We start from the raw sequence: 20897 nt of genomic DNA on the forward strand, positions 1-20897 counted from the left end.
ACCGGGGTCAGCGGGTGGCCAGGCGCAGCAGGGCCCACATCTGGCCGACCGCGTCGTCGTCACCCTCCTCGACGGTGATCGACCCGGGTGCCGCCCTGCCCCACAGCCAGAGGTAGACCTGCGCCGGCCTGCCGGAGACCACCGCGTCGGCCCCGGGGATCTCCCGCTCCGAACAGCGCCAGGCCGTGGTCTCCTCCGGTCCGGCGGTGACCAGCCAGACCTGGTCGCCTGCCCGCACCGCGACCGAACTCGCCCTGGTGCCGGTCAGGCCGAGCATCGGAAGGCGCTGGCCGAACCACAGCGCGAGCACCTCGTCCACGCCGTCGATGGCCAGGTCGTCGGCGATACCGGTGAGCTCCAGCCCGCCCGCCATCTGCAGGTCGACCCGGTGGATCGTGGTCTCGTGCGCCATCCGCCTGCGCCAGAAGCCGTAGCTGCGATCCGCGGGCCACCAGGTGGCCACGAACTCACCAGGGTCGTGCCGGGCCAGCGCGCCGACCAGCCGGGTGCGCCCCTCGTTCAGGTACTCGTGGACCGACTCTCCCGGCGCGGGATCCCGCTGCCAGTGCCGGGGCCGCCTGCCGTGTTCCAGCCAGGACAGCGTCATCCGGTAGACGCTGCCGACATGCCGCACGACCTCGCTCGCGGCCCAGCCGGGGCAGGTGGGCACCGGGGTGTCCGGCGCGATGGCGTGGGCGGTCTCGTTGAGCAGTTCGCCTTCGATGCCGAGCACGTCCAGCAACCGGCCGTACTCGAGCAGGGCCTGACCCGGCATCCCCGACATCCCCGCCATCTCAGCCTCGGGCTCGGCGCGGGCGCGGTGCGGCACACGGGGCCTGCCTGCCCGCGTCCCGGCGCGTCGTGCGTGCCCCGCCGTGCACGACGCCGTGGGCCAGCTCCACGAACTGGCCTGCCCCACGGAGCAGCTCGTCGGCGGAGTCAGCGGTGATCCGGCGCGTATTACCCGCCTGCGCGGCGGCATGCGCGGCCGAGTTCGCCGCGAAGAAGGCCGCCCACTCGGCGAACTCGGGCGCCGCCGCGGGCAGCAGCACCCATACGCTGGCCGGGCGGGAACGACCCCGGTGCGGGCGCCCGCGGGCGGCCAGCACGGCTGCCGCCGCACGCAGCGCCGACTGGTACGCGGCGATGAGCCGCGGGGCCGGATCGGTCTCACCCTCCGCCTCGACGAGGCCGCGTTGCGCCCTGGCGATCAGGGAAACCGCCGCGGGCGCGGCCGGTGGCTGCCAGGTCAGCGGCAGCACTGGTTGGGTGGCGCCATCCCGGGACTCGACCGTGATCGACATGGCGACCTCCTTTACGCCTCGTCCGCGGCGGGCGGGGGACGGTGCTCGGCAAGGACGTGCTTCCCCCACCCCCTCGCCGAGCACCTGACCGGCGAGCATCCCGCCCTCGCCGGGGTGTCGAACGTGTGTTCGAACAAGTTCAGACTAGCTCGGATCCGGGCTGGACTCAAGCCCGGGGTGGGTAACGCACATCGCACCGCCGGAATGGTTCGTGATCTCATGAGCTGCATGAGTGACGCACGGAAGTCAGGCGCTCCCGATGGCCGGTTGGACCATCCGGCCATCGCCAAGGTCGCCGCCGCGCTGGCCGAGTCGGGCAGGCACGAGGCCGCCGACGGGATCCGGGTCCTTCCCGCCGAGGTCCGCACCGCCGCGCAGGCCGCGGCGGCGCTCGGGGTCGAGGTCGGCGCGATCGCCAACAGCCTGATCTTCCGCGCCGTGTTCACCGACCCGGAGGAGCGGACCGCCCCGCTGCTGGCGCTCACCTCGGGCGCGCACCGGGCGGACACCGGGATCCTCGCCACGCTCATCGGCGCGGCCGAGGTCGGCCGCGCCGACCCCGCCTTCGTCAAGGCGCACACCGGCCAGTCGATCGGTGGGGTCGCCCCGGTGGGTCACCCGGAACCGTTGCTGACCGTGGTGGACCGGGCGCTGGCGCGGTACGAGGTGATCTGGGCGGCCGCGGGGCACGCCAAGGCGGTGTTCCCGACCACCTTCGCCGGCCTGGTCGCCCTCACCGATGGCCGCGCCGCCGACGTGACCACACGCAGTGGAGATAGTGTCGTTTCGTGACCGCCGCGTACTCCGGGTCCTCCGGCTACCAACGTTTCGTCGAGCTGTCCGGCGACGAATTCCGGGCCAGGCTCGCCGAGGCACTCGACCTGTACGTCGACGCCATGCGCTATCCCGCGGGCACCGCCGAGCAACGCGCCCCGATGTGGCTGACGCATGCGCTGCGCGAGGGCTGGCGGTGCATCGCCGCCCTGGACTCGGCGGGAACCCTGCTCGGGCTGGCCTACGGCTACCAGGGCAACCCCGGTCAGTGGTGGCACGAGCAGGTCCGCAGGGGCCTGGCCGAGCGGGACGAGCAGGCGGTCCAGCGGTGGCTCACCGACTACTTCGAGCTGACCGAGATCCACGTCCGGCCGGACCACCAGGCCAGGGGAATCGGTGAGGACCTGCTGCGCAGGCTGGTCGAGGGGGTACCGAACCGGCACGTGCTGCTGTCCACCCCGGAGGGCCCCAGCAGGGCGTGGAAGCTGTACCGCAGGCTCGGCTTCGTCGACGTGCTGCGCAAGTACTACTTCGCGGGCGACCCGCGGCCGTTCGCGATCCTCGGCAGGGAACTTCCGCTGGACTAGCTAGCAGGGAGACCGGAAAACAGGGGAACGCGCGGGGGCGGTGCCACGTTAGGCGCTGCGTGGACAGCACAGCGGACAGCGGCAGTACGACACGCGGGCACGCCGGACGGCTCGGGATCGGGCTGCGCCCACGGGCGCTACTGGTGGTGGCCGGTCTTCCGGGCGCGGGCAAGAGCACCCTGCTGCGCGAGACCGGCGGGAACGGCACGGTCACCGTGCTCGACACCGACCAGATCCGCGCGCGGCTACGGCGGTTGCTACCCGCGGGCACCCCGTACTCCTGGTACCGCCCGCTGGTGCACCTGCTGCACCTGGCGCGGCTGGTAGCTGCCGCGATCCGCGCGAAGGGACCGGTCGTGGTGCACGATCCGGCGACCGGCCCCTTCGCCAGGGCCGCCTTCGTCGCGCTCGGTCTGCTCACCGGGCGCACGCGGCACCTGCTGTGGCTGGACTGCACGGTGGCCGAGGCGCTGGAGGGGCAACGTGCCCGCGGCCGGGTCCTGCTGAGCTGGTCCTTCTCCCGGCATGTCCGCCACCTGCCCCGGGTACGTGCCCTGCTGGGCGCGGGGCCGCCCCGGGGCTGGTGCGACCTCATGGTGATCGACCGGCCCACGGCACGGCGCGGTCTGCATCTCACCGTGGGTGGCGCGGACTCAGCGTCGCCGGTGACCCACCCCCACGGCGGTGGCCAGCAGGACGGCCCCGGCCCAGCCGGTGAGACCGAGCCGGTCGCCCAGCAGCAGCGCGGCCAGCACGGCGGCGGTGAGCGGTTCCAGTAGCGCCGACAGCGCGGCCAGCACCGGGTGTGCGTCCCGTAGTCCCCGGAAGTACGCCGCGTACGCCAGCGCGGTGGGCACCGCGCCGAGGTAGAGCAGTGCCGCCAGCGCCTCGGCCCGCGCGGGCAGGGCCATGCCCAGCCAGAGCGCGACCGGAAGCAGCAGCACACCACCGAGCAGGCACCCGAGCGCGGTGGTGCGCACCGGGTCCAGGCCCGCCACCCGGCGCTGGACGATCAGGGGCAGCGCGGCGAAACCTGCTCCGGACAGCAGGGCACACAGCACCCCCAGCACCGGCACGCCCCCTGCGGCGCTCCCGTCCGGGGACCAGGTGAGCAGCAGGCCGAGCAACGCGGCCAGGATCGACACCACCGTCCCCGCCGCGGGCCGGTGCCGCCGCAGCAGGGCATCGGCCACCGCGACGAACACCGGCACGCTACCGATGGTGACCATGGTCGCGATGCTGACCGAGGTGAGCCGCACCGCGGAGAAGTAGCAACTCTGGTACGCCGCCAACAGCGTGCCCGCGAACGCCGGCCTGCGGGCCGCCGCGGCGGTACGCGGGAATCCGGCGAGCCCGCCGGTCCCCCACAGCACCCCGGCGACCAGCAGCGCCCCGGCCGATCCGGCACGCGCCCGATCGAGTACAGCAACAGACATGAAGACGCTCCGACGTCGAAGGAATGGGACAACGACGACGCGGGGCGTGCCTACCGGCGCCGGGACTCATGGGGTCCCGGCGCCGGGTGTCAACCGCGGTTCCGGTGCGACCGCACCGGTGCGCTCACGCCCCGCTCAGGGGCGCGGCGGGGAAACGATGCACTGCATGATCATCACCTGGTCGTTGCTCAGCCGAGCTCGGCGAGAGTGTCCCGGAGGGTGTCCAGACCCATGCCGCCGAGCCGCAGTGCCCTGGTGTGGAAGTCCTTGAGATCGAAGGCGGAACCCGCCCTGCGCCGCGCGTCCTCCCGCGCGGCCAGCCACATCCGCTCGCCGAGCTTGTACGAGGGAGCCTGCCCCGGCCAGCCGAGGTAGCGGTCGATCTCGTCCCGGACATGGTCGGCATCGGTGATCGTCCTGGTGAGCATGAACTCAAGGCCGAGCTCGGGCGTCCACCGCTCACCCTCGTGGAAGCCGGTACCGGCCGGGATCTCCAGTTCGAGGTGCATGCCGATGTCCACCACCACCCTGGCGGCCCGGAACAGGTGGGCGTCCAGCATGCCGAGCAGGTTCCCTTCGTCCTCGAGGAACCCGAGGTCCTGCATGAGCCGCTCGGCGTAGAGCGCCCAGCCCTCGGCGTGCCCCGAGGTCAGGGCCAGCATCCGCTGGAACCGGTTCAGGGTCGCGGCCTGGTACACCGAGGTGGCGATCTGCAGGTGATGACCGGGTGCGCCCTCGTGGTAGACCGTGCTGACCTCGCGCCAGGTGGAGAACTCCTCCCTGCCCGGCGGCACCGACCACCACATCTGGCCAGGGCGGGAGAAGTCCTCGGTCGGGCCGGTGTAGTACGCCCCGACGCCACCGCCCGGCGGGGCGATCTTGCACTCCAGCGCCATGATCTCGTCCGGGATGTCGAAATGCTTGCCCCGCAAGGAGCTCAGCGCGTCGTCGGACAGCTGCTGCATCCACTCCTCTAGCCCGCGCTGGCCGTGCACCCGGTACCGGGGGTCGGCGTCCAGCGCCGCGGCGGCCTGGGCCAGGCTCGCCCCCGGCTTGATCCGCTCGGCGACCTCCTTGGCCTCGCGCTCGACCCTGGCGAACTCCGCCCAGCCCCACTCGTAGGCCTCCCGCAGGTCCAGCTCGGCGCCGACGAAGTTACGCGACCACAGCCGGTAGACCTCGGCGCCGACCGCGTCCTTGGTCGGCACCCGCGGGGCGAGCTCGGCGCGCAGGAAACCGGCCAGCTCCGCGTACGCCTCCTGCGCCACCTGCGCGCCGTGGCGCAGCCGGGAGCGCAACGACTCCGGCAGGTCCACGCTGTCGGCGCCACCGACGAGGCCGTCGAAGAACCCGGACCCACCATGCAGTCCGGCCCAGGTCTCGGCCTGCTCGGCGACCTTGCTGACCTGGCGCAGCGCGGGGGCCTGCTCAGCATCGGCCGCGGCGAGCAGCGAGGCACGCACCCCGTCCAGCGCCTCCGGAATCCGCTCCAGCCGCGCGCCGATCTGCTCCCAGTGGTCCGCGGTCTCCACCGGCATCAGATCGAAGATCGTGCGCAGCGCCTGCACCGGGCTGTCGGTCACGTTCAGCGCGCCGAGGTCGAGACCCGCCTCGTGGATCTCCAGCTCGATTCCCACCCGCTCGGTGAACACGGTCTTCGCCAGCCGCTCGTTCGCGTCGGCGGGCTCGGCCCGCTCGATCTCCCGCAGGTACCGCCTTGCGAGCGCGGCCCGCGCGGCGTATCCCTCCGGTGAGTAGTCGGTGAGCTGGTCCTCGTAACCGGAGATGCCGAACTCCGTCGCCGTGACGGGGTGTGCCGCGGCGAAGTCGTCGACGTACCGGTTGCAGATCTCGTGTACGCCCTCGGTAGAAGCCATATCGGCACGTTACCGGCCGAGCGCGCGGGATACGCACCGGATTATCGGAACGGCGCCAGGGGCCGCGACGCCGCTACAGGCCTGCGAGCAGGTCCGTCTCGGTGATCCCCGGCCCCTGGCCGGCGCGGATGAACCACTCCGTGCCGAAGGCGCGGCGGAAGGCGTCCTCGGGCATGGCGAGGAAGAAGGACTCCTCGCTGATCTGGCTGGCGTGCGCGCGCATGGCGGCCCGCTTGTGCCCGGTGTAGCCGGTGACGTCCACCGCCGCGGTGATCTCCGACTCCGGCTTGCCGAACTCCCCTGGTTCCTCGAAGTCGGGCAGCTCGATCCCGGCCGCCGCCGCGGACTGGGCGAACTCGGCCATTCCGCGGATCATCTGGTCCCGGTTCATGGTGTTCTGGTACACCCGCGGAGTGCCAGCCAGCTCGGCGGCACGCAGGCCGACCCGGTGCACCTGGATGTGGTCGGGATGGCCGTAGCCGCCGTTGTCGTCGTACACGGTCAGCACCTCGGCCTGCTCCTCGCGCAGGATCGCGGCGAGCCGCTGCGCGGCCTCCTCCACCGGGGCGGTCCAGAACGAGCCCGGTTCGTCGTTGGTCGGCTCGCCCATCATCCCGGAGTCGACGTAGCCGAGGAACTCCACCCGTTTGGCTCCCAGGATCTCCGCGGCGGCGTGGGTCTCCTCGACCCTGCGCTGCCACAGCTGCTCCCCCTCGGTGAGAAAACCGTCCGCCACCTCGCCGTGTTCACCGCGGGTGGCCACGACGAGCACGACACGATGCCCCTCTTCGAACGCCTTGCGCATCACCCCACCGCACGCGATCGACTCGTCGTCCGGATGCGCATGAAACGACACCAAAGTTGCCATGCCGACGAACCTACGCGAAAGCTACGACAGGATGGGGGCATGAACGTGCCGGACTACGATGCCGACCTGGCCGCCCATGTCGAACGGGTGCTGGCCGAGTTCCTGCGCTCGGCTGGCGAGGACATCCAGCACACCGAACCCGTCGTGGGCCCGGGAATCGAGGCGCTGACCGGCTTCGTGCTCGGCGGCGGCAAACGGTTGCGGCCGACCTTCGCCTGGTGGGCCTGGCGCGGTGCGGGTGGCGATCCGGGCGGCGGGCATGCCGAGGGGGTGCTGCGGGCGGTGGCCAGCCTGGAGTTGCTGCAGGCTGGTGCGCTGATCCACGACGACCTGATGGACTCGTCGGACTCCCGGCGCGGCGCACCCACCGTGCACATCGCCTTCGCCAAGCGGCACGCCGACGCGGGCTGGCTCGGCTCGCCCGCGACCTTCGGGTTAGCCGCCGCCGTGCTGATCGGCGACCTCGCGCTGGCCTGGTCCGAGGACATGTTCGCGGAGGCCCCGCTGCCCGCCGAGGTGCTGGCGGCCGCGCGCCCGGCCTGGCGGGCCATGCGCACCGAGGTGCTGGCTGGCCAATACCTGGATGTGCACACCCAGGCCACCGGGGACTCCTCGGTGGAGGCGGCACTGCGCATCGACCGGTTGAAGACCGCCGCGTACACCGTGCGGCGGCCGCTGCATCTGGGTGCGGCACTCGCCGGGGCGGACGCGCGGCTGACCGAAACCCTGCTGACGGCAGGCAGCGATCTCGGAGTCGCCTTCCAGCTGCGGGACGACCTGCTCGGCGTGTTCGGTGATCCCTCGGTGACCGGCAAACCGGCCGGGGACGACCTGCGTGAGGGCAAGCGCACCGTGCTGGTCGCGCTCGGCCTGCGGCAGGCCGAGGAGCGCGGCGACGCGCACGCGCGGGAGGTGATCGCGGCGGCGATCGGCGACCCGGGGCTGCCGGAACCGAAGGTGGAGGAGGTCCGGCAGGCGCTCACCGAGGTGGGCGCGGTGCGGGCGGTGGAGCGCAGGATCGACGAGCTCACCGGCTCCGCGCTGGCCGCGCTGGACACCGCGGAGCTGGCCGAGCCCGCAGCATCCCGGCTCGCCGAACTGGCAGGGAAGGCCACCCAGCGCACCCACTGAGCTCAAGCTGAGAGCAGTGTGGCGATCTTGGCCGACGGGCGCGCACCGTGATGATCGCGGCTAGGCTCGGGCCATGACCACAGCAACGAAGAGGCCTGTCCGGATCGGATTCCAGCTTCAGCCCCAGCATGCCGAGTACGCGGACATCCGCCGCGCCGCGGCCAAGGCCGAGGAACTCGGAGTGGACATCCTGTTCAACTGGGACCACTTCTACCCGCTCTACGGTGACCCCGACGGCAAGCACTTCGAGTGCTGGACCATGCTCGGCGCGTGGGCCGAGGCCACCTCCCGGGTGCAGATCGGCGCGCTGGTGACCTGCAACAGCTACCGCAACCCCGAACTGCTCGCCGATATGGCGCGCACGGTCGACCACATCAGCGGCGGCCGGCTGATCTTCGGCATCGGTTCCGGCTGGTTCGAGAAGGACTACACCGAGTACGGCTACGAGTTCGGCACCGCGGGCGGGCGGCTGGATGCCCTCGCCGAGGCGCTGCCCCGGATCGAGCAGCGGCTCGGCAAGCTCAACCCGGCCCCGACCCGCAAACTCCCGGTGCTGATCGGCGGTGGCGGGGAGAAGAAGACCCTGCGGCTGGTCGCCAAGCATGCCGATATCTGGCACGGCTTCGGCGATGTCGAGACCGCAGGGCGCAAGGTGCGCATCCTCGACCAGCACTGCGCCGACCTCGGCCGCGACCCGGCGGAGATCGAGCGGTCCGTCGGGGTGCAGGAGGCCCCCGAGAAGCTGGGCAAGCCCCTGCACGACCTGGGCATCACCATGTTCACCGTCGGCACCGACGGCCCGAACTACGACCTCGGCCTGCTGCGCGACTGGATCGCCTGGCGCGACGACCAGAACTCCTGACCGGTCACTTCGTGGTGCGGGCGCGGTGGGCGGCGACGCGGGCGCGGGTGGCGCAGCGGGTGCCGCAGTAGCGGCGGGGGTCGCCGGAGCCGAGGTCGAGGAACGGGCGGCCACAGGAGGCGGCGGCGCAGATCCCGCCCGGTGGGCGCTGCCATTCGGCCAGCAGCACCGCGAGCGCCAGGCAGGACGAGGTGAGCAGCCACTCCCCGTGCGGGGCGTCGTCGGCGCCGTCCACATGCAGGTGCCAGGCGAACGCCCCGCCGTGTGTGGTCAGCCGCGGCGGGTGCGCCCACGCCGCAAGCAGCTCGTTCAGCACCGCCGCGGCGGAGTCCACATCGGGGGCGGCGAAAATCCTGGTCAACTCGGTGGCCGCGGCCCGCAACTGCGCCAGGTCCGGCTCGGACAGCTCGATCGGCTCCCGCTCTCCGTGCCGCAGCAGCACCGCACGCACCTCGGCCGCGGCGGCCCGCTCGTGCAGCAATGCCACGATCAGCTCGACGGCACGCTGGGCCGCCGTGCGCGCGGAACGCCCGGACAGATATTCGGAGGACGGGGCCACCGGCCCAGTGTAACGTGCTGGACATGCCAGGGCGTTACGCACTGCCGGGTTACCTCGTCGGGGCGACCGCGGCCCGCACCGGGGACGAGGTGTCCGGACCCGCGCTGCTGCTGGTGGGGCTGGCTGCCACCGGATCGGTCGCCACCGGCTCCGGCCTGCTCGCGGCACTGACGATCTCGGCGGCCATCGGCGGTCCGGTGCTCGGCGCGCTGCTGGACCGCAGCCACCGCCCTGGCAGGCTGCTGGCCGGGGCGCTGGCCGCCTACACCGCGGGCCTCGGGGTGCTGCTCGCCGGGGCCGGACAGCTGCCGACCCCGCTGGCGCTGGCCGTGGCGCTGCTCACCGGCATGTGCAACGCCGCGATCTCCGGCGGCTGGACCGCGCAGTTGCCCGGGGTCGTGCCAGCGGAACGGTTCGCCAGGGCCAACGCGCTGGACGCGCTGACCTACGGGCTGGCGGGTCTCGCCGGACCCGCGCTGGCCGGGTTGCTGGGCAGCATCCTCGGCGCACCGGCCGCGCTGCTGGCTGCGATCGTGCTGGTGGCCGCGGCGCTGCCGGTGGCTGCCACGCTGCCCCGCCCGGCCACCCGGCCGCCGCCCCGCTCGCTCACCCGCGATATGCGGGCGGGGTTCACCGCGATTGCCCGCAGCCGTTCCCTGCTCGCCGGCACGGCCACCTCGGTGGTGGCCTTCGCCGGAGTGGGGATGCTGGTGGTGTGCTGCCCCGTGCTCGGCACGCAGCGGTTCGGGGACGCGGGCCGTGGCACGCTGCTACTCGCGGTACTGGCCGCCACCGCGATGGCGGCCAATGCCCTGCTGGCGCGCAGGCCGGGCCTGCTCCGGCCGGACCTCGTGCTGGCGGCCAGCACCCTGCTGCTCGGCGCCGGGATGCTCACCGCGGCACTGACCAGCCACCCCGGCTACGCCGTGCTGGCCGTGGTGATCGCCGGCCTCGGGGACGGCCCCCAGCTCACCGCGCTGTTCGCCATCCGGCACCGGGAGGCACCGGCCAGGCTGCGGGCACAGATCTTCACCACCGGCGCCAGCCTGAAGATCAGCGGATTCGCGCTGGGTTCCGCACTGGCCGGACCGTTGGCCGCAACGTCCCTCACCGCCTGCCTGCTGGTGGCGGCAGGGGTGGAACTGCTCGCCGCACTGACCTTCCTCGCCTGCCACCGATGGTGGCCCGGCAAGCCAGGAGGACTCAGAAGGCCATCGCTTGAGCGCGCCGCTTGACCTCCGTGCCGTGGCTGGTACGCAAGGCGTTGATCGGCGTGATACCGGGCAGGGACTCGTCCGCCGCGAACAGCCAGCGCAGCATCTCGGTCCGGTCGAACCCGGCGTCGGCCAGCACCGTCACCGTGCCGGCCAGCCCTTTGACCACACCGTTTCCGTTCAGGAAATCCGCGGGAACCATCAGCTCGCCATCGCGGCGGACCGCGATGAGCTGGCCGTCCCGCAGCAGTTGCCGCGCCTTGTTCATCGACAACCCGAGCTTCGTCGCCACCTCCGGGAGCGGAAGCACGGCGACCTCGGCCTCGAGCACGTCGTCAGCGACTGGGATCGCACTCACGCCACATACTGTGCCATATTCCACGCCATACGCAGAATGTTCGCTCGACCGGCCCACATCCGCCGGTGTGGGTATACCCTCGGCAAACACAGCCCAACTCTGGTACCTCACTCACATCTACCGGACTATCCGTAGGATTTGGCGGCGTGACACGCACGGAGCCCACCTTGACCGGGGCACTGCTCGATCGGCGCTACCGAGTGGACAAGCTGCTCGCGCGCGGCGGCATGTCCGCGGTCTACCGCGGCGTGGACACCCGGCTGGACCGGCCGGTGGCGATCAAGATCATGGATCGGCAGTTCGCCGAGGACCGTTCCTTCGCCGATCGTTTCGAGCTGGAGGCCCGCGCCGCCGCGCGGCTGCACCATCCGAACGTGGTGGCCGTGCACGACCAGGGGGTGGACCCCGGGGACGGGGAGAACACCCGTGCCTTCCTGGTGATGGAGCTGGTCGACGGGGGCACCCTCCGCGACCTGCTGGACGCCCAGGGTGCGCTGGACATCCACCTGGCGCTGAGCATCGCCGAGCCGGTGCTGTCCGCGCTGGCCGCGGCGCATGCCGCCGGGCTGGTGCACCGCGACGTCAAGCCGGAGAACGTGCTGATCGGCCGCGGCCAGGGCGGCGACGGCGTGGTCAAGGTCGGCGACTTCGGTCTGGTACGGGCGGTCGCCAGCGCGGGAACCACCAGCTCCAGCGTGATCCTCGGCACGGTCGCCTACCTATCCCCCGAGCAGGTGGCCACCGGGCAGACCAGCGCGCCCGGCGATGTGTACTCCGCGGGGATCCTGCTCTACGAGATGCTCACCGGGCACGCGCCGTACACCGGGGACACCGCGCTGTCGGTGGCATACCGCCATGTGAACGACGACGTGCCGGCACCCAGCACCGCGCGCCCCGGCATCCCGCCCGCGCTGGACGAGCTGGTGCTGCGGGCCACTCGCCGGGACCCGCAGGGACGGCCGCAGGACGCGGGCGCCTTCCTGCGCGAGCTGAACCAGGTGCGGACCGAGCTGGGGATCACCCCGGTACCGGTGCCCGTTCCTGCGGCACCCGAGACTCCCGAGCCGGACACCGTGGTCAATGTGCCGAGCGTGCCGGACGCCGAACGGACGGTGCCCGCGATCCCCGCCGTGCGGCCGGATTCCCCGGGACCACGGGGGACAAGGGCGCTGTCCAGGATGGCCCCGCCCGCCGTGCCCCCACAGCAGTCCCAGGCCGCGGGCGCGCAGGGGCCGCCGGTTGCGGAACATCCCGACCTCGCCGAGGCCCAGCGGCGGCGCAAGCGGTGGATCGTCCTCGGCGTGGTGGCGGCCCTGCTGCTCGTCGCCGGCGTCGGCACCGCGGTCTGGTGGTTCAACGGCGGAAGGTGGGTCGCGGTACCGCAGGTGGCCGGGGCCCAGCAGGACCAGGCCGAGCAGCAGCTGCGCGCGGCCGAACTGGTCCCGAATGTCGTCGGGGAGCGGCACAACACCGTGCCCAGCGGCACGGTGATCCGCACCGAGCCCGCGGGCGGCGCCGACGCGCTGATCGGCGACCCGGTGCGGGTGGTGGTCTCCGAGGGCAAGCCGATCGTGCCGAGCATCGAGCAGGGCACCAGCGTGGCCCAGGCCGAGCAGGCGATCCGGGACGTCCAGCTGCAGCCGAGACGGGACAAGAACGCCGACGACTTCCACCCGACCGTGCCCGAAGGGGCGGTGCTGTCGGTATCACCCCAACCGGGCACCCCGGCCAATATCGGCGACCCGGTCACCATCGGGGTGTCCAAGGGGCCGCCGCCGACGCCGGTGCCCAACGTGCAGGGCAAGAGCAAGGAGCAGGCCTTCCAGGAACTGCGTGCGGCCGGGTTCGAACCATTCGAAGCCGGGGAGGAATTCTCCCAGGAGGTCCAGGCAGGCAACGTCACCAGGACCGACCCCGCGGCGGGAACCACCGGCACGAAACGGGTCGGCGTGTTCGTCTCGAACGCGGTCCGGGTGCCATCGGTGGTCGGCAGGTCGATCCAGGACGCGGCGCGCCAGCTTTCCGAGGCGGGCCTGGAACCGCGGTTCAACGGACGGGGCAACGGCCGCGGCGATGACGACGATGACGACAACCGGTTCGGCATCGTGGTGCAGCAGGAACCGAGTCCGGGCACGCTGGTGAAAACCGGCAGCAAGGTGCGGATGCGGACATTGCCGTGACCGCGCCTGCTTGGACACAGCCTTTAGCAGGCTGGTAACGCGCGCACCATGCGGGCGTCATGCGCGGCTGGTGCAGTAGAACGGTACCCGCACCACTTCTGACCCCGGAGGCCGCCGATGGCAGGTGACCGGCTCAGCGCACTGGACACCGCCTTCCTGTGCCTGGAAGGCGAATCCACCCCGATGCACATGGGCGCGGTGGTCACGTTCCGGCCGCATGCGCCGGTGCGGGCCGACCGGCTGGCGCAGCTGCTGGCCCAGCGGGCCGCGCGGCTGCCGCTGCTGCGCAGGCGGCTGCGGCGGGAGCGCTGGCCGCTCGGCTCAGCCAGCTGGGCTGAGGACCCTGGTTTCGATCCCGCCCGGCATATCGAGGTGCACCGGCTCCGGCCGGGATACGAGGCGGATCCGCTGGCCACGCACGCCTCGGCGTGGCTGTCCCGCCCGCTGGACCTCGATGCGCCGCTGTGGCGGCTGCGCGTGGTGACCGGGCTGCCCAAGGGCGGGTTCGCGGTCCTGCTGAAACTGCATCACGCGCTCGCCGACGGCGCGGGCGCGGTGGCCGTGGCGATCGGCCTGCTGGACGAGGTGCCCGCCGCCCGGCGCGTCCGCGGGCCGACCCCGGAACCGGCGGAGCCCAGGTCCACTGTGGACATCCTGCTCGATGAGGCCGGCGCGGCGATCGGCAAGGTCACCGAGTCCGCGGGAATCGCGAGCGCCATGCTCCGCGCCGCCCGGCCGTACCCGATCTCCCGGATCGCCGGACGCGCCTCGCCGAGCCGCAAGCTGGGCATGGTCCGGCTCAGCAGGTCCGATATCCGGCGGATCCGTTCCGCGCACGGCGGTACCACGCACGACGTGGTGCTGGCGGTGCTCTCCGGCGCACTGCGGGACTGGATGACCAACCGCGGCCAGCCGATGGACGGGCCGCTGCGCGCGCTGATCCCGGTCAGCCTGCGCGGACGCGAGGCCGAGCGGGCCGGGGGCAACCTGCTGTCCGGCTACCTGTGCGAGCTTCCGGTGCACACCGAGGACCCGGTGCGGCGGCTGCGCGAGGTGCGGCGGTCGATGGCCCGGAACAAGGCGGCGGGCCCGGTGCGCGGCGCGGGCGCCTTGCCCGTGCTGGCCAACCGGGTGCCTTCGGGGGTGCACCGGCTGGCGACCCGGTTCGCCGGGCAGGCTGCCCCGCTGCTGTTCGACACGGTGGTGACGAACGTGCCGCTGCCCGCCGTGCCGCTGCGGCTGGACGGTGCGGCGGTGCACCAGGTGTACCCGGTGGTACCGCTTGCCCCGCACCACACGATCGGCATCGCGGCCGCCGAGTACCGCGCCGGAGTCCACATCGGACTTCAGGTGAACGGGGCCGCGGTGCACGACCTGGGTGCGCTCACCGACGCGGTCACCAAGTCCGCGGCGACCCTCACCCACACCTGCTGACCTCGACGGCTGCTGTGAGTGGCCCGTTCGCTGCGAAATTTGCAGCGAACGGGCCACTCACAGCGGTGGAGCAGTCTTGGTGCGGTGCTAGGCCCAATACCGCTTAGTTTGGTTGGTTTGGGTTGTAGGGTGGTGGGGTGCCCAGGCCAGGACAGAGCAGGTCGTCGTCGGATGAGCGGCTGCCGGATCGGATCGCGATCGGGGTGCTGACGAAGGCGTTTCCTCCGGAGTTGGTTGACGAGGTGCTGGCTGTGACGGGGCGGGGTGAGCAGCGGAAACGATTGTTGCCTGCCCGGGTGGTGGTGTATTTCGTGCTGGCGATGTGCCTGTTTAGCCGGGAGGGCTATGAGGAGGTCACCCGGCTGTTGACGCAGGGGCTGGCGTGGGCGCGGCGGTGGCGGGGCCAGTGGCAGGTGCCCACGACGGGGGCGTTGTCGCAAGCACGGGCCCGGCTGGGGCCGGAGCCGTTGAAGGCGTTGTTCGCCCGGGTGGCCGCTCCGGTGGCGACCGCGAGCACGGTCGGGGCGTGGTATCGCGGCTGGCGGCTGGTCGCCGTGGATGGCACCACGTTCGACCTGCCCGACACGCCGTCCAATGTGGATCACTTTGGTCGTCCCGGTAACTCCCGCGGCGAAGGACAAAGTGCCTATCCTCAGGCGCGGGTGGCGGTGTTGGCCGAGTGCGGCACGCATGCCATCTTTGCCGCCACGGCCGGGCCGCTGGCCACCCACGAGACCGCCCTGGTCCGGGAGTTGTTCGGCGAGCTGGCCTCCGGGATGTTGCTGGTGGCCGACCGGGCGTTTCTGGGCTTCGACCTGTGGCGAGCCGCCGCCGGCACCGGAGCCGACCTGCTGTGGCGTGTGCGTGCCAACGCGGTCCTGCCCGTGGTCGAGCAGTTCGATGACGGTTCGTATCTGTCGGAGATCGTCGCCGCCCGCGACCAATATCGGCGTGCTGATCCGATCACGGTCCGGGTCGTGGAATACACCCTCGGCACCGACGAGACCGTCTATCGGCTGGCGACCACCATCCTGGACCCCCAGTCCGCTCCGGCAGCGGAACTGGCCGCGCTGTATGCCCAACGCTGGGAGATCGAGACCGCCCTGGATGAGGTCAAAACCCACCAAGGCGGCTCGAACTTCGTTCTGCGCTCCCAACACCCAGGCGGGGTCGAGCAAGAGATCTACGGGTTCCTGCTCACCCACCACGCCCTGCGGTCACTGATGCACGACACCGCCCACGCCGCCGAGATCGACCCTGACCGGCTCTCCTTCCTCCGCACACTGCGCATCGCCCGCCGCCAGGTCACCGACCAGGCGGGTTTTTCCCCCGACACATCTGAAACGATCACTACAAGCGGCCCGTGACGAGATCCTGCGCTACCTCATCCCACCGCGCCGCCGACGATCGAATCCCCGCGTGATCAAACGCAAAATGTCCAACTGGCGCCTCAAACACATCCACCACCGGAACCCGCCACCACCGGCCGACCCTGAGATCACCATCGTCGCCGCCACCAAACCCCACCGAACCCCACGAAATCACCTAAATAAGCGGTATTGGTGCTAGGCCGTGTTTAAGAAGGCGCGAGGCCTGCGGCCGGACGCGCGCCCGCGCATCACCTCAGGCAGCCACCTTCCTAAACAGCGCCTAGGCGCGGAGCATCTCCGCCACCAGGAAGGCCAGCTCGAGGGACTGCTGGGTGTTCAGCCGGGGGTCGCAGGCGGTCTCGTACCGGCCGGAGAGATCGAGATCGGAGATGTCCTGGGCGCCGCCGAGGCACTCGGTGACGTCCTCCCCTGTGAGCTCGACGTGGATGCCGCCGGGGTAGCTGCCGAGCTTGTGGTGCACCTCGAAGAAGCCCTGGACCTCGTCCACTATCCGGTCGAAGTGCCGGGTCTTGTACCCGTTGGAGGACTCATGGGTGTTGCCGTGCATCGGGTCGCACTGCCAGATCACCTGGTGCCCCGAACTCTCCACCTTCTCCACAATGGACGGCAGAACGTCACGCACCTTGCTGTTACCCATCCGGGAGATCAGCGTCAGCCTGCCCGGCTCCTTGCGCGGGTCCAGCCGTTGCACGTACTCCACGGCCTGCTCCGGGGTTGTGGTCGGGCCGATCTTCACCCCGATCGGGTTTGCCAGCAGCTCGGCGAAGGCGATATGCGCGCCGTCCAGCTGCCGGGTGCGCTCGCCGATCCACAGGAAGTGCGAGGACAGGTTGTACAGCTTCGGGCTGGCCGCGTCGGCGTTGTCCAGCCGCAGCAGGGCACGCTCGTAGTCCAGCAGCAGCGCCTCGTGGCTGGCGAAGATCTCGGTGGAGTGCAGTGAGGTGTCGGTCACCCCGCAGGCCGACATGAACCGCAGCCCGCGGTCGATCTCGCTGGCCAGCGCCTCGTACCGCTCCCCGGCTGGGGAGCTCAGCACGAAGTCCTTGTTCCAGTCGTGCACCTGGTGCAGGTCGGCCATCCCAGCCCCGGTCAGCGCGCGTACCAGGTTCATCGCCGCACCCGCGTTGGCGTAGGCGCGGATCATCCTGGCCGGGTTCGGCACCCGCGCCTCCGGCTCGGCGGCCAGCGAGTTGACGATGTCCCCGCGGTACACCGGAAGGCCGAGCGCGTCGGTGCTGTTCGACCGCGGTTTGGCGTACTGGCCCGCGATCCGGCCCACCTTGACCACCGGCAGGCTGGCCCCGTAGGTCAGCACCACCGCCATCTGCAGCAGGGTGCGCAGGTTCGCCCGGATGTGCGGTTCGGTGTTGGACTCGAAGGTCTCGGCGCAGTCGCCGCCCTGCAGCAGGAACGCCTCGCCCCTGGCCACCATGGCCAGCCGTTCGCGCAGCCGGTCGATCTCCGCGGGCACTGTGATCGGTGGCACACTCTCCAGCACCGCACGGACTTGCTTGGTCGCCGCCGCATCCGGCCACTCGGGCTGCTGCGCCGCGGGCCGGGCCAGCGCGTCGTCGAGGCGCGTGCGCAGCTCAGGAGGCAGCGGCGGGAGCTCGGGGAGGGTGTCGACGGGGACGTCCACTGTCCAGTTCACGACCATCAGGATAGGGCTCCCTGCCCCGCCCCGGTGAGCCGACCGGAAAAAGTGAATGCGGCATGGACGTCCCCGCCGCCCGCTGGTGATCTGGCGGGTGGGCTACCTGGTCTCCGCCCGCTCGTACAGCTCCTGCGCCGCGGTGCCGAAGTAGGGGCCGAACAGGTAGCCGGGCAGGAAGGTGTAGCCGAAGCTGTTCACCGAGTTCTGCACCCCGAGCCCGGTCGCCTCCTCGAAGTCCAGGAACCACGGCCCGCCGCTGGACCCACCGGTCATGTCACAGCTCATCCCGTGGTCGGAGCTGAGCAGGAAGTCGGTGAAGGTGCTCCCGCTGCAGTGGATCAGCGTGCTGCCGTCGTACGGGTCGGCCGCCGGGTAGCCGAAGGCGTACATGTCCTGGTTGCGCTGCTGGTTGAAAGCCACACCCTGGCCACCGACCACGTCGGTGAGGCTCTGCCCGTCGAGTTGCTGCACCACGGCCGCGCCCACGTCGTAGTTGATGTCCTCGCTCGACTCCCACTGCGGGGTGGTCAGCGTCACCTCCGCGGCCCACTCGCCGAACGGAGCCTGCCCGTCCGCATAGCCGGGGACGAAGATCCAGTCGGTATGCCAGCTGCCCTGGTACTTCACGCAGTGCCCCGCGGTGAGCACCACGCTACGGTTACTGCTGGTAACCGCATTACCGCTACAGGAAGCCGCGCGCCCGTTCGTGGTGAAGAAGACCCGGCCCGCCGTCTCGGCGACCGCGCCGCCATCCGTCCACGGCTCGCCCGTGGTCGGGAAGGTCGCCACGCTCGGTGGGACCACCGCGGGTGTGCCCGCGGCCACGGTGGCGCCGAGGTCTCGCGGAGCGGCCAGCAGCCGGTCCATCGGGACGGCGGAGGCCATCCGTTCCGGGGTCCAGAAGTCGGTCACCGCCTGTGCGGATCCGGCCAGGTGCCGCACCGTGGTGGACTCCGCGACGGCTGGTGGGCTCCACGCGGTCAGTGCCAGTGCGGCCGCCGCCAGTAATGCTCCAGCCCTGGAAATGTATCGCTGCATGACGCCTCACCTTTCGCCGCCGAACCGCGTCCGGCGGTTGAGCAGGGGTTTCAGTGAATTGTCGTAGCGCCAGTAACTAAGATTTCGACGGTAATCGACCGACTACATAATGTTCAATAGGCCGTTCAGCCGGTATTTGGATACTCCGAACGCCCCAGTACCTGTTCCTGAACTCGCGACACGGTCGGCTCGGCCGGGCTCGGACTCCGGAATTGTCGTCACCTTCGCAGGTCATGCGCCCGGCCTCGCCGTCCGTGGGCTGCGCCACGCGAGTTCTTCCACTTCGTCGAGTGGCACAGTCCGGTCCAGCAACAGGTTCTCAGAATGGCTCAGGAAGGCGCGTTGGGAGGGCACGGCCGCCAGCGCCCGAACCATGCGGCGGCGGCCTCGAGGGGCGCGCCGACCGGCTCGACCGACGGATACCAGGCCCTTTCCCACTCCAGCGAGACCCAGCCGGACCAGGACTGCAACAGCTGGCCGCACTCGGCGAGCGGGATGTCACCCTGCCCCGGCCGCAGCGGCGTCAGGTCCCGGGTGCCCGCTACGTCCTTGAGCTGGAAGTAGCCGAGGTACCCGGCCAGCACGGCACGCGTCCGCGCCGGCGGTTCACCGCAGCGCCAGGGATGCAGCGCATCCCACAGCACGGCGACCAGGCCGGGCGCGGCGAACGGCTCGACCAGCCGCATGGTGGCCGAACCCGTCGGGTGCGAGTCGTGCGTCTCCACCAGTAACCGCACCCCGCTGTCCCGCAACTCCTCCAGCACCGCGCCGATGCGCTCGTGCGCGCGAGCATCATCGCTGGCTGGATCACCTTCGCCACCGGGGAAGGCGCGGATGGCCGGTGCGCCGAACTGGTGCGCCAGTTCGATCAGGGAACGCAACTCGTCGATCGCCCGGCCGTGCGGGCCCGGTGCGCACAGCCGGGCGTAGCCTGCGAGACAGGGTACCGCCAACCCGGCGTCCGCGATCCTCGCCCGCAACCGGCCGACCTCGCGCGCAGTCAGTCCGATATGGACTTCCTCATCGGGGTGCGTACGGATCTCTACGCCGTGACAGCCGTGCTCGGCCGCCACCCGGACGGCCTCGGACACCGTAACCCCGGGCATCCCCAACGTGCTGACGGCAAGCTGCCAGTTCATCGAACCTCCTCGCGACCGCATCCCCCTGGGCTGTACTGTAAGCGCTTACAGTACAGCCCAGGGGGATGCGGTCGGGACGCCGGTGGGTGCGGGAGGCGCCGGCGCCCCGACCACGGGTCAGCTGCCGTCAATCAGCCGGTCGGCGAGTTCGGGGTCGAACTGGCCCGCTGGCGTGTCCGGAGCGATGCCGCACTCCCCGTCCGAGTTGCCAGGGGTCTTGACCCACAGCAGCATGTCGGCGCCGCCGCCCACCTGCGGTGACGTGCCCAGCTTGCGGCCGGGCGGGTTGCACCACTGCCCGTTCGAGCCGTGGCCGTTGCGGCTGGTGTCCACCACGAACCCTGCGGAGTACCCGAGGGCCGCGTTCACCGAACCGGCATAGTCCAGCGAGGCGGCGGTGGTGTAGTAGTTCGACACGTTGACCGCGAAGCCGCGGATGTTGCGGACCCCGGCGGCGTCCAGCCGGTCGGCCATCGTCCCGGCCGCCACCCAGCCGACGTTGCCGCCGTCCAGGTAGGCCCAGGTGTTGGGGGCCTTCTGCATGAACTTCTCGGTGGCGTAGCGGAGCATGCCGAGACGTTCCTCGATGGCCGTGTCGTCCATGCAGGCGAAGTCACCGAGTGCGTCCGGCTCGATGACCACCACGGCCGGCCGGTCCCCGATCCCGGCCGCGAAGCTCGCGATCCAGGTGCGGTAGGCACCGACACTGCCCGCACCACCGCCGGAGTGGCCACCACAGGCGTCCCGGCCGGGGAGGTTGTAGGCAACCAGCACCGGTAGCAGGCCGTGGCTGTGCGCCCTGCCGACGTGGCTGGCGACCACACTGCCGATATCGCTCGCGTTGCCGAACCAGCGCGCGATCGGCCGGTCACCGATCTCCGCGCTGATCCGCGCCGCCCGCGGGTCGTCGGGGTTGCTCCTGACCCACGTGGCGGGTGCGGAGCCGGGATAGACGTAGAACCCGTTCGTCGCTTCGATCGGGTTCGCGGCGGCCACCGGGGTGGTCGTCGCCATGAGCAAGGTGAGCAGGGATAGCAGGATCGCCGCACGGCGAACTGTCCACGCCATTGTGGATTCACCTTTCCTGAGGG

19 protein-coding genes and 1 pseudogene are annotated in these 20897 nt (G+C 71.3%); 9 read left to right on the top strand and 11 right to left on the bottom strand.

The window, feature by feature from the left end; translation table 11 throughout:
* Positions 1-7: 7 nt before the first annotated feature.
* Together KOI47_RS25000 and KOI47_RS25005 are read right to left on the bottom strand one after the other, a co-directional pair.
* Complete coding sequence (locus KOI47_RS25000; RefSeq protein WP_216208177.1) at positions 8-775, bottom strand: maleylpyruvate isomerase family mycothiol-dependent enzyme; 768 nt, start codon at positions 773-775, stop codon at positions 8-10.
* 19 nt (positions 776-794) lie between these two features.
* Positions 795-1304 (bottom strand): SAV_6107 family HEPN domain-containing protein, encoded by a 510-nt coding sequence (locus KOI47_RS25005; protein ID WP_216208180.1) that lies wholly within the window; start codon positions 1302-1304, stop codon positions 795-797.
* Between the two features lie 228 nt (positions 1305-1532).
* Here KOI47_RS25005 and KOI47_RS25010 point away from each other — a divergent pair, with 228 nt between their 5' ends.
* The 3 genes and pseudogenes from KOI47_RS25010 to KOI47_RS35875 form a co-directional block, all read left to right on the top strand.
* Positions 1533-2096 (top strand): YbaK/EbsC family protein, encoded by a 564-nt coding sequence (locus KOI47_RS25010; protein ID WP_216208183.1) that lies wholly within the window; start codon positions 1533-1535, stop codon positions 2094-2096.
* A complete protein-coding gene (locus tag KOI47_RS25015; RefSeq protein ID WP_216208185.1) occupies positions 2093-2665 on the top strand; it encodes a GNAT family N-acetyltransferase in 573 nt (190 codons plus the stop codon). The genes KOI47_RS25010 and KOI47_RS25015 overlap by 4 nt, the downstream gene beginning before the upstream one ends.
* Positions 2666-2811: 146 nt before the next feature.
* Positions 2812-3150, top strand: a pseudogene (locus KOI47_RS35875) (AAA family ATPase); the annotation flags it as partial.
* Between the two features lie 168 nt (positions 3151-3318).
* On the opposite strand, the gene KOI47_RS25020 reads toward KOI47_RS35875, so the two are convergent.
* From KOI47_RS25020 to KOI47_RS25030, 3 genes are all read right to left on the bottom strand, one after another.
* Positions 3319-4101 (bottom strand): DMT family transporter, encoded by a 783-nt coding sequence (locus tag KOI47_RS25020; protein WP_216208188.1) that lies wholly within the window; start codon positions 4099-4101, stop codon positions 3319-3321.
* Between the two features lie 188 nt (positions 4102-4289).
* The gene (locus KOI47_RS25025; RefSeq protein WP_216208190.1) at positions 4290-5978 is read right to left on the bottom strand and encodes a DUF885 domain-containing protein; all 1689 of its coding nucleotides are present in this window, start codon (positions 5976-5978) and stop codon (positions 4290-4292) included.
* 73 nt (positions 5979-6051) lie between these two features.
* The gene (locus tag KOI47_RS25030) at positions 6052-6846 is read right to left on the bottom strand and encodes a PIG-L family deacetylase (protein ID WP_216208193.1); all 795 of its coding nucleotides are present in this window, start codon (positions 6844-6846) and stop codon (positions 6052-6054) included.
* Positions 6847-6885: 39 nt separating this feature from the next.
* Here KOI47_RS25030 and KOI47_RS25035 point away from each other — a divergent pair, with 39 nt between their 5' ends.
* Together KOI47_RS25035 and KOI47_RS25040 are read left to right on the top strand one after the other, a co-directional pair.
* Positions 6886-7977, top strand: coding sequence for a polyprenyl synthetase family protein (locus tag KOI47_RS25035; RefSeq protein WP_216208195.1), 1092 nt, complete (start codon positions 6886-6888; stop codon positions 7975-7977).
* 73 nt (positions 7978-8050) lie between these two features.
* On the top strand, positions 8051-8839 hold the full coding sequence (locus KOI47_RS25040; RefSeq protein WP_216208197.1) for an LLM class F420-dependent oxidoreductase: 789 nt from the start codon (positions 8051-8053) through the stop codon (positions 8837-8839).
* A 4-nt stretch (positions 8840-8843) separates the two neighbouring features.
* Here the strand turns inward: KOI47_RS25040 and KOI47_RS25045 are convergent, their stop codons facing one another.
* The gene (locus KOI47_RS25045) at positions 8844-9398 is read right to left on the bottom strand and encodes a CGNR zinc finger domain-containing protein (protein ID WP_216208201.1); all 555 of its coding nucleotides are present in this window, start codon (positions 9396-9398) and stop codon (positions 8844-8846) included.
* A 23-nt stretch (positions 9399-9421) separates the two neighbouring features.
* On the opposite strand from KOI47_RS25045, the gene KOI47_RS25050 reads away from it, so the two are divergent.
* Positions 9422-10633 (top strand): MFS transporter, encoded by a 1212-nt coding sequence (locus KOI47_RS25050; RefSeq protein WP_216208204.1) that lies wholly within the window; start codon positions 9422-9424, stop codon positions 10631-10633.
* On the opposite strand, the gene KOI47_RS25055 is transcribed toward KOI47_RS25050, so the two are convergent.
* Positions 10602-10970: an Rv2175c family DNA-binding protein gene (locus KOI47_RS25055; protein ID WP_216208207.1), complete on the bottom strand. Its 369-nt coding sequence runs from the start codon at positions 10968-10970 to the stop codon at positions 10602-10604. The two genes, KOI47_RS25050 and KOI47_RS25055, sit on opposite strands and share 32 nt — an antisense overlap.
* A gap of 146 nt (positions 10971-11116) precedes the next feature.
* Between KOI47_RS25055 and pknB the strand changes: the two genes are divergently transcribed.
* The 3 genes from pknB (at position 11117) to KOI47_RS25070 (ending at position 15951) form a co-directional block, all read left to right on the top strand.
* Positions 11117-13150 (top strand): Stk1 family PASTA domain-containing Ser/Thr kinase, encoded by a 2034-nt coding sequence (pknB, locus tag KOI47_RS25060; RefSeq protein ID WP_216208209.1) that lies wholly within the window; start codon positions 11117-11119, stop codon positions 13148-13150.
* A gap of 117 nt (positions 13151-13267) precedes the next feature.
* Positions 13268-14584: a wax ester/triacylglycerol synthase family O-acyltransferase gene (locus KOI47_RS25065; RefSeq protein WP_216208213.1), complete on the top strand. Its 1317-nt coding sequence runs from the start codon at positions 13268-13270 to the stop codon at positions 14582-14584.
* A gap of 137 nt (positions 14585-14721) precedes the next feature.
* A complete protein-coding gene (locus KOI47_RS25070) occupies positions 14722-15951 on the top strand; it encodes an IS4 family transposase (protein ID WP_216205352.1) in 1230 nt (409 codons plus the stop codon).
* Positions 15952-16234: 283 nt separating this feature from the next.
* Here KOI47_RS25070 and KOI47_RS25075 read toward each other — a convergent pair whose 3' ends face one another.
* The 4 genes from KOI47_RS25075 to KOI47_RS25090 form a co-directional block, all read right to left on the bottom strand.
* On the bottom strand, positions 16235-17632 hold the full coding sequence (locus KOI47_RS25075) for a class II 3-deoxy-7-phosphoheptulonate synthase (RefSeq protein ID WP_216208215.1): 1398 nt from the start codon (positions 17630-17632) through the stop codon (positions 16235-16237).
* Between the two features lie 96 nt (positions 17633-17728).
* Entirely contained in the window at positions 17729-18667 is a 939-nt protein-coding gene (locus tag KOI47_RS25080; protein ID WP_216208218.1) for a trypsin-like serine peptidase, read from the bottom strand.
* A gap of 329 nt (positions 18668-18996) precedes the next feature.
* Positions 18997-19806: a sugar phosphate isomerase/epimerase family protein gene (locus KOI47_RS25085; protein ID WP_216208221.1), complete on the bottom strand. Its 810-nt coding sequence runs from the start codon at positions 19804-19806 to the stop codon at positions 18997-18999.
* Positions 19807-19923: 117 nt separating this feature from the next.
* A complete protein-coding gene (locus KOI47_RS25090) occupies positions 19924-20874 on the bottom strand; it encodes a glycoside hydrolase family 6 protein (protein WP_232376234.1) in 951 nt (316 codons plus the stop codon).
* Positions 20875-20897: the final 23 nt, after the last annotated feature.

Origin of the sequence: Amycolatopsis aidingensis (assembly GCF_018885265.1) — a bacterium.
Lineage (GTDB): Bacteria > Actinomycetota > Actinomycetes > Mycobacteriales > Pseudonocardiaceae > Amycolatopsis > Amycolatopsis aidingensis.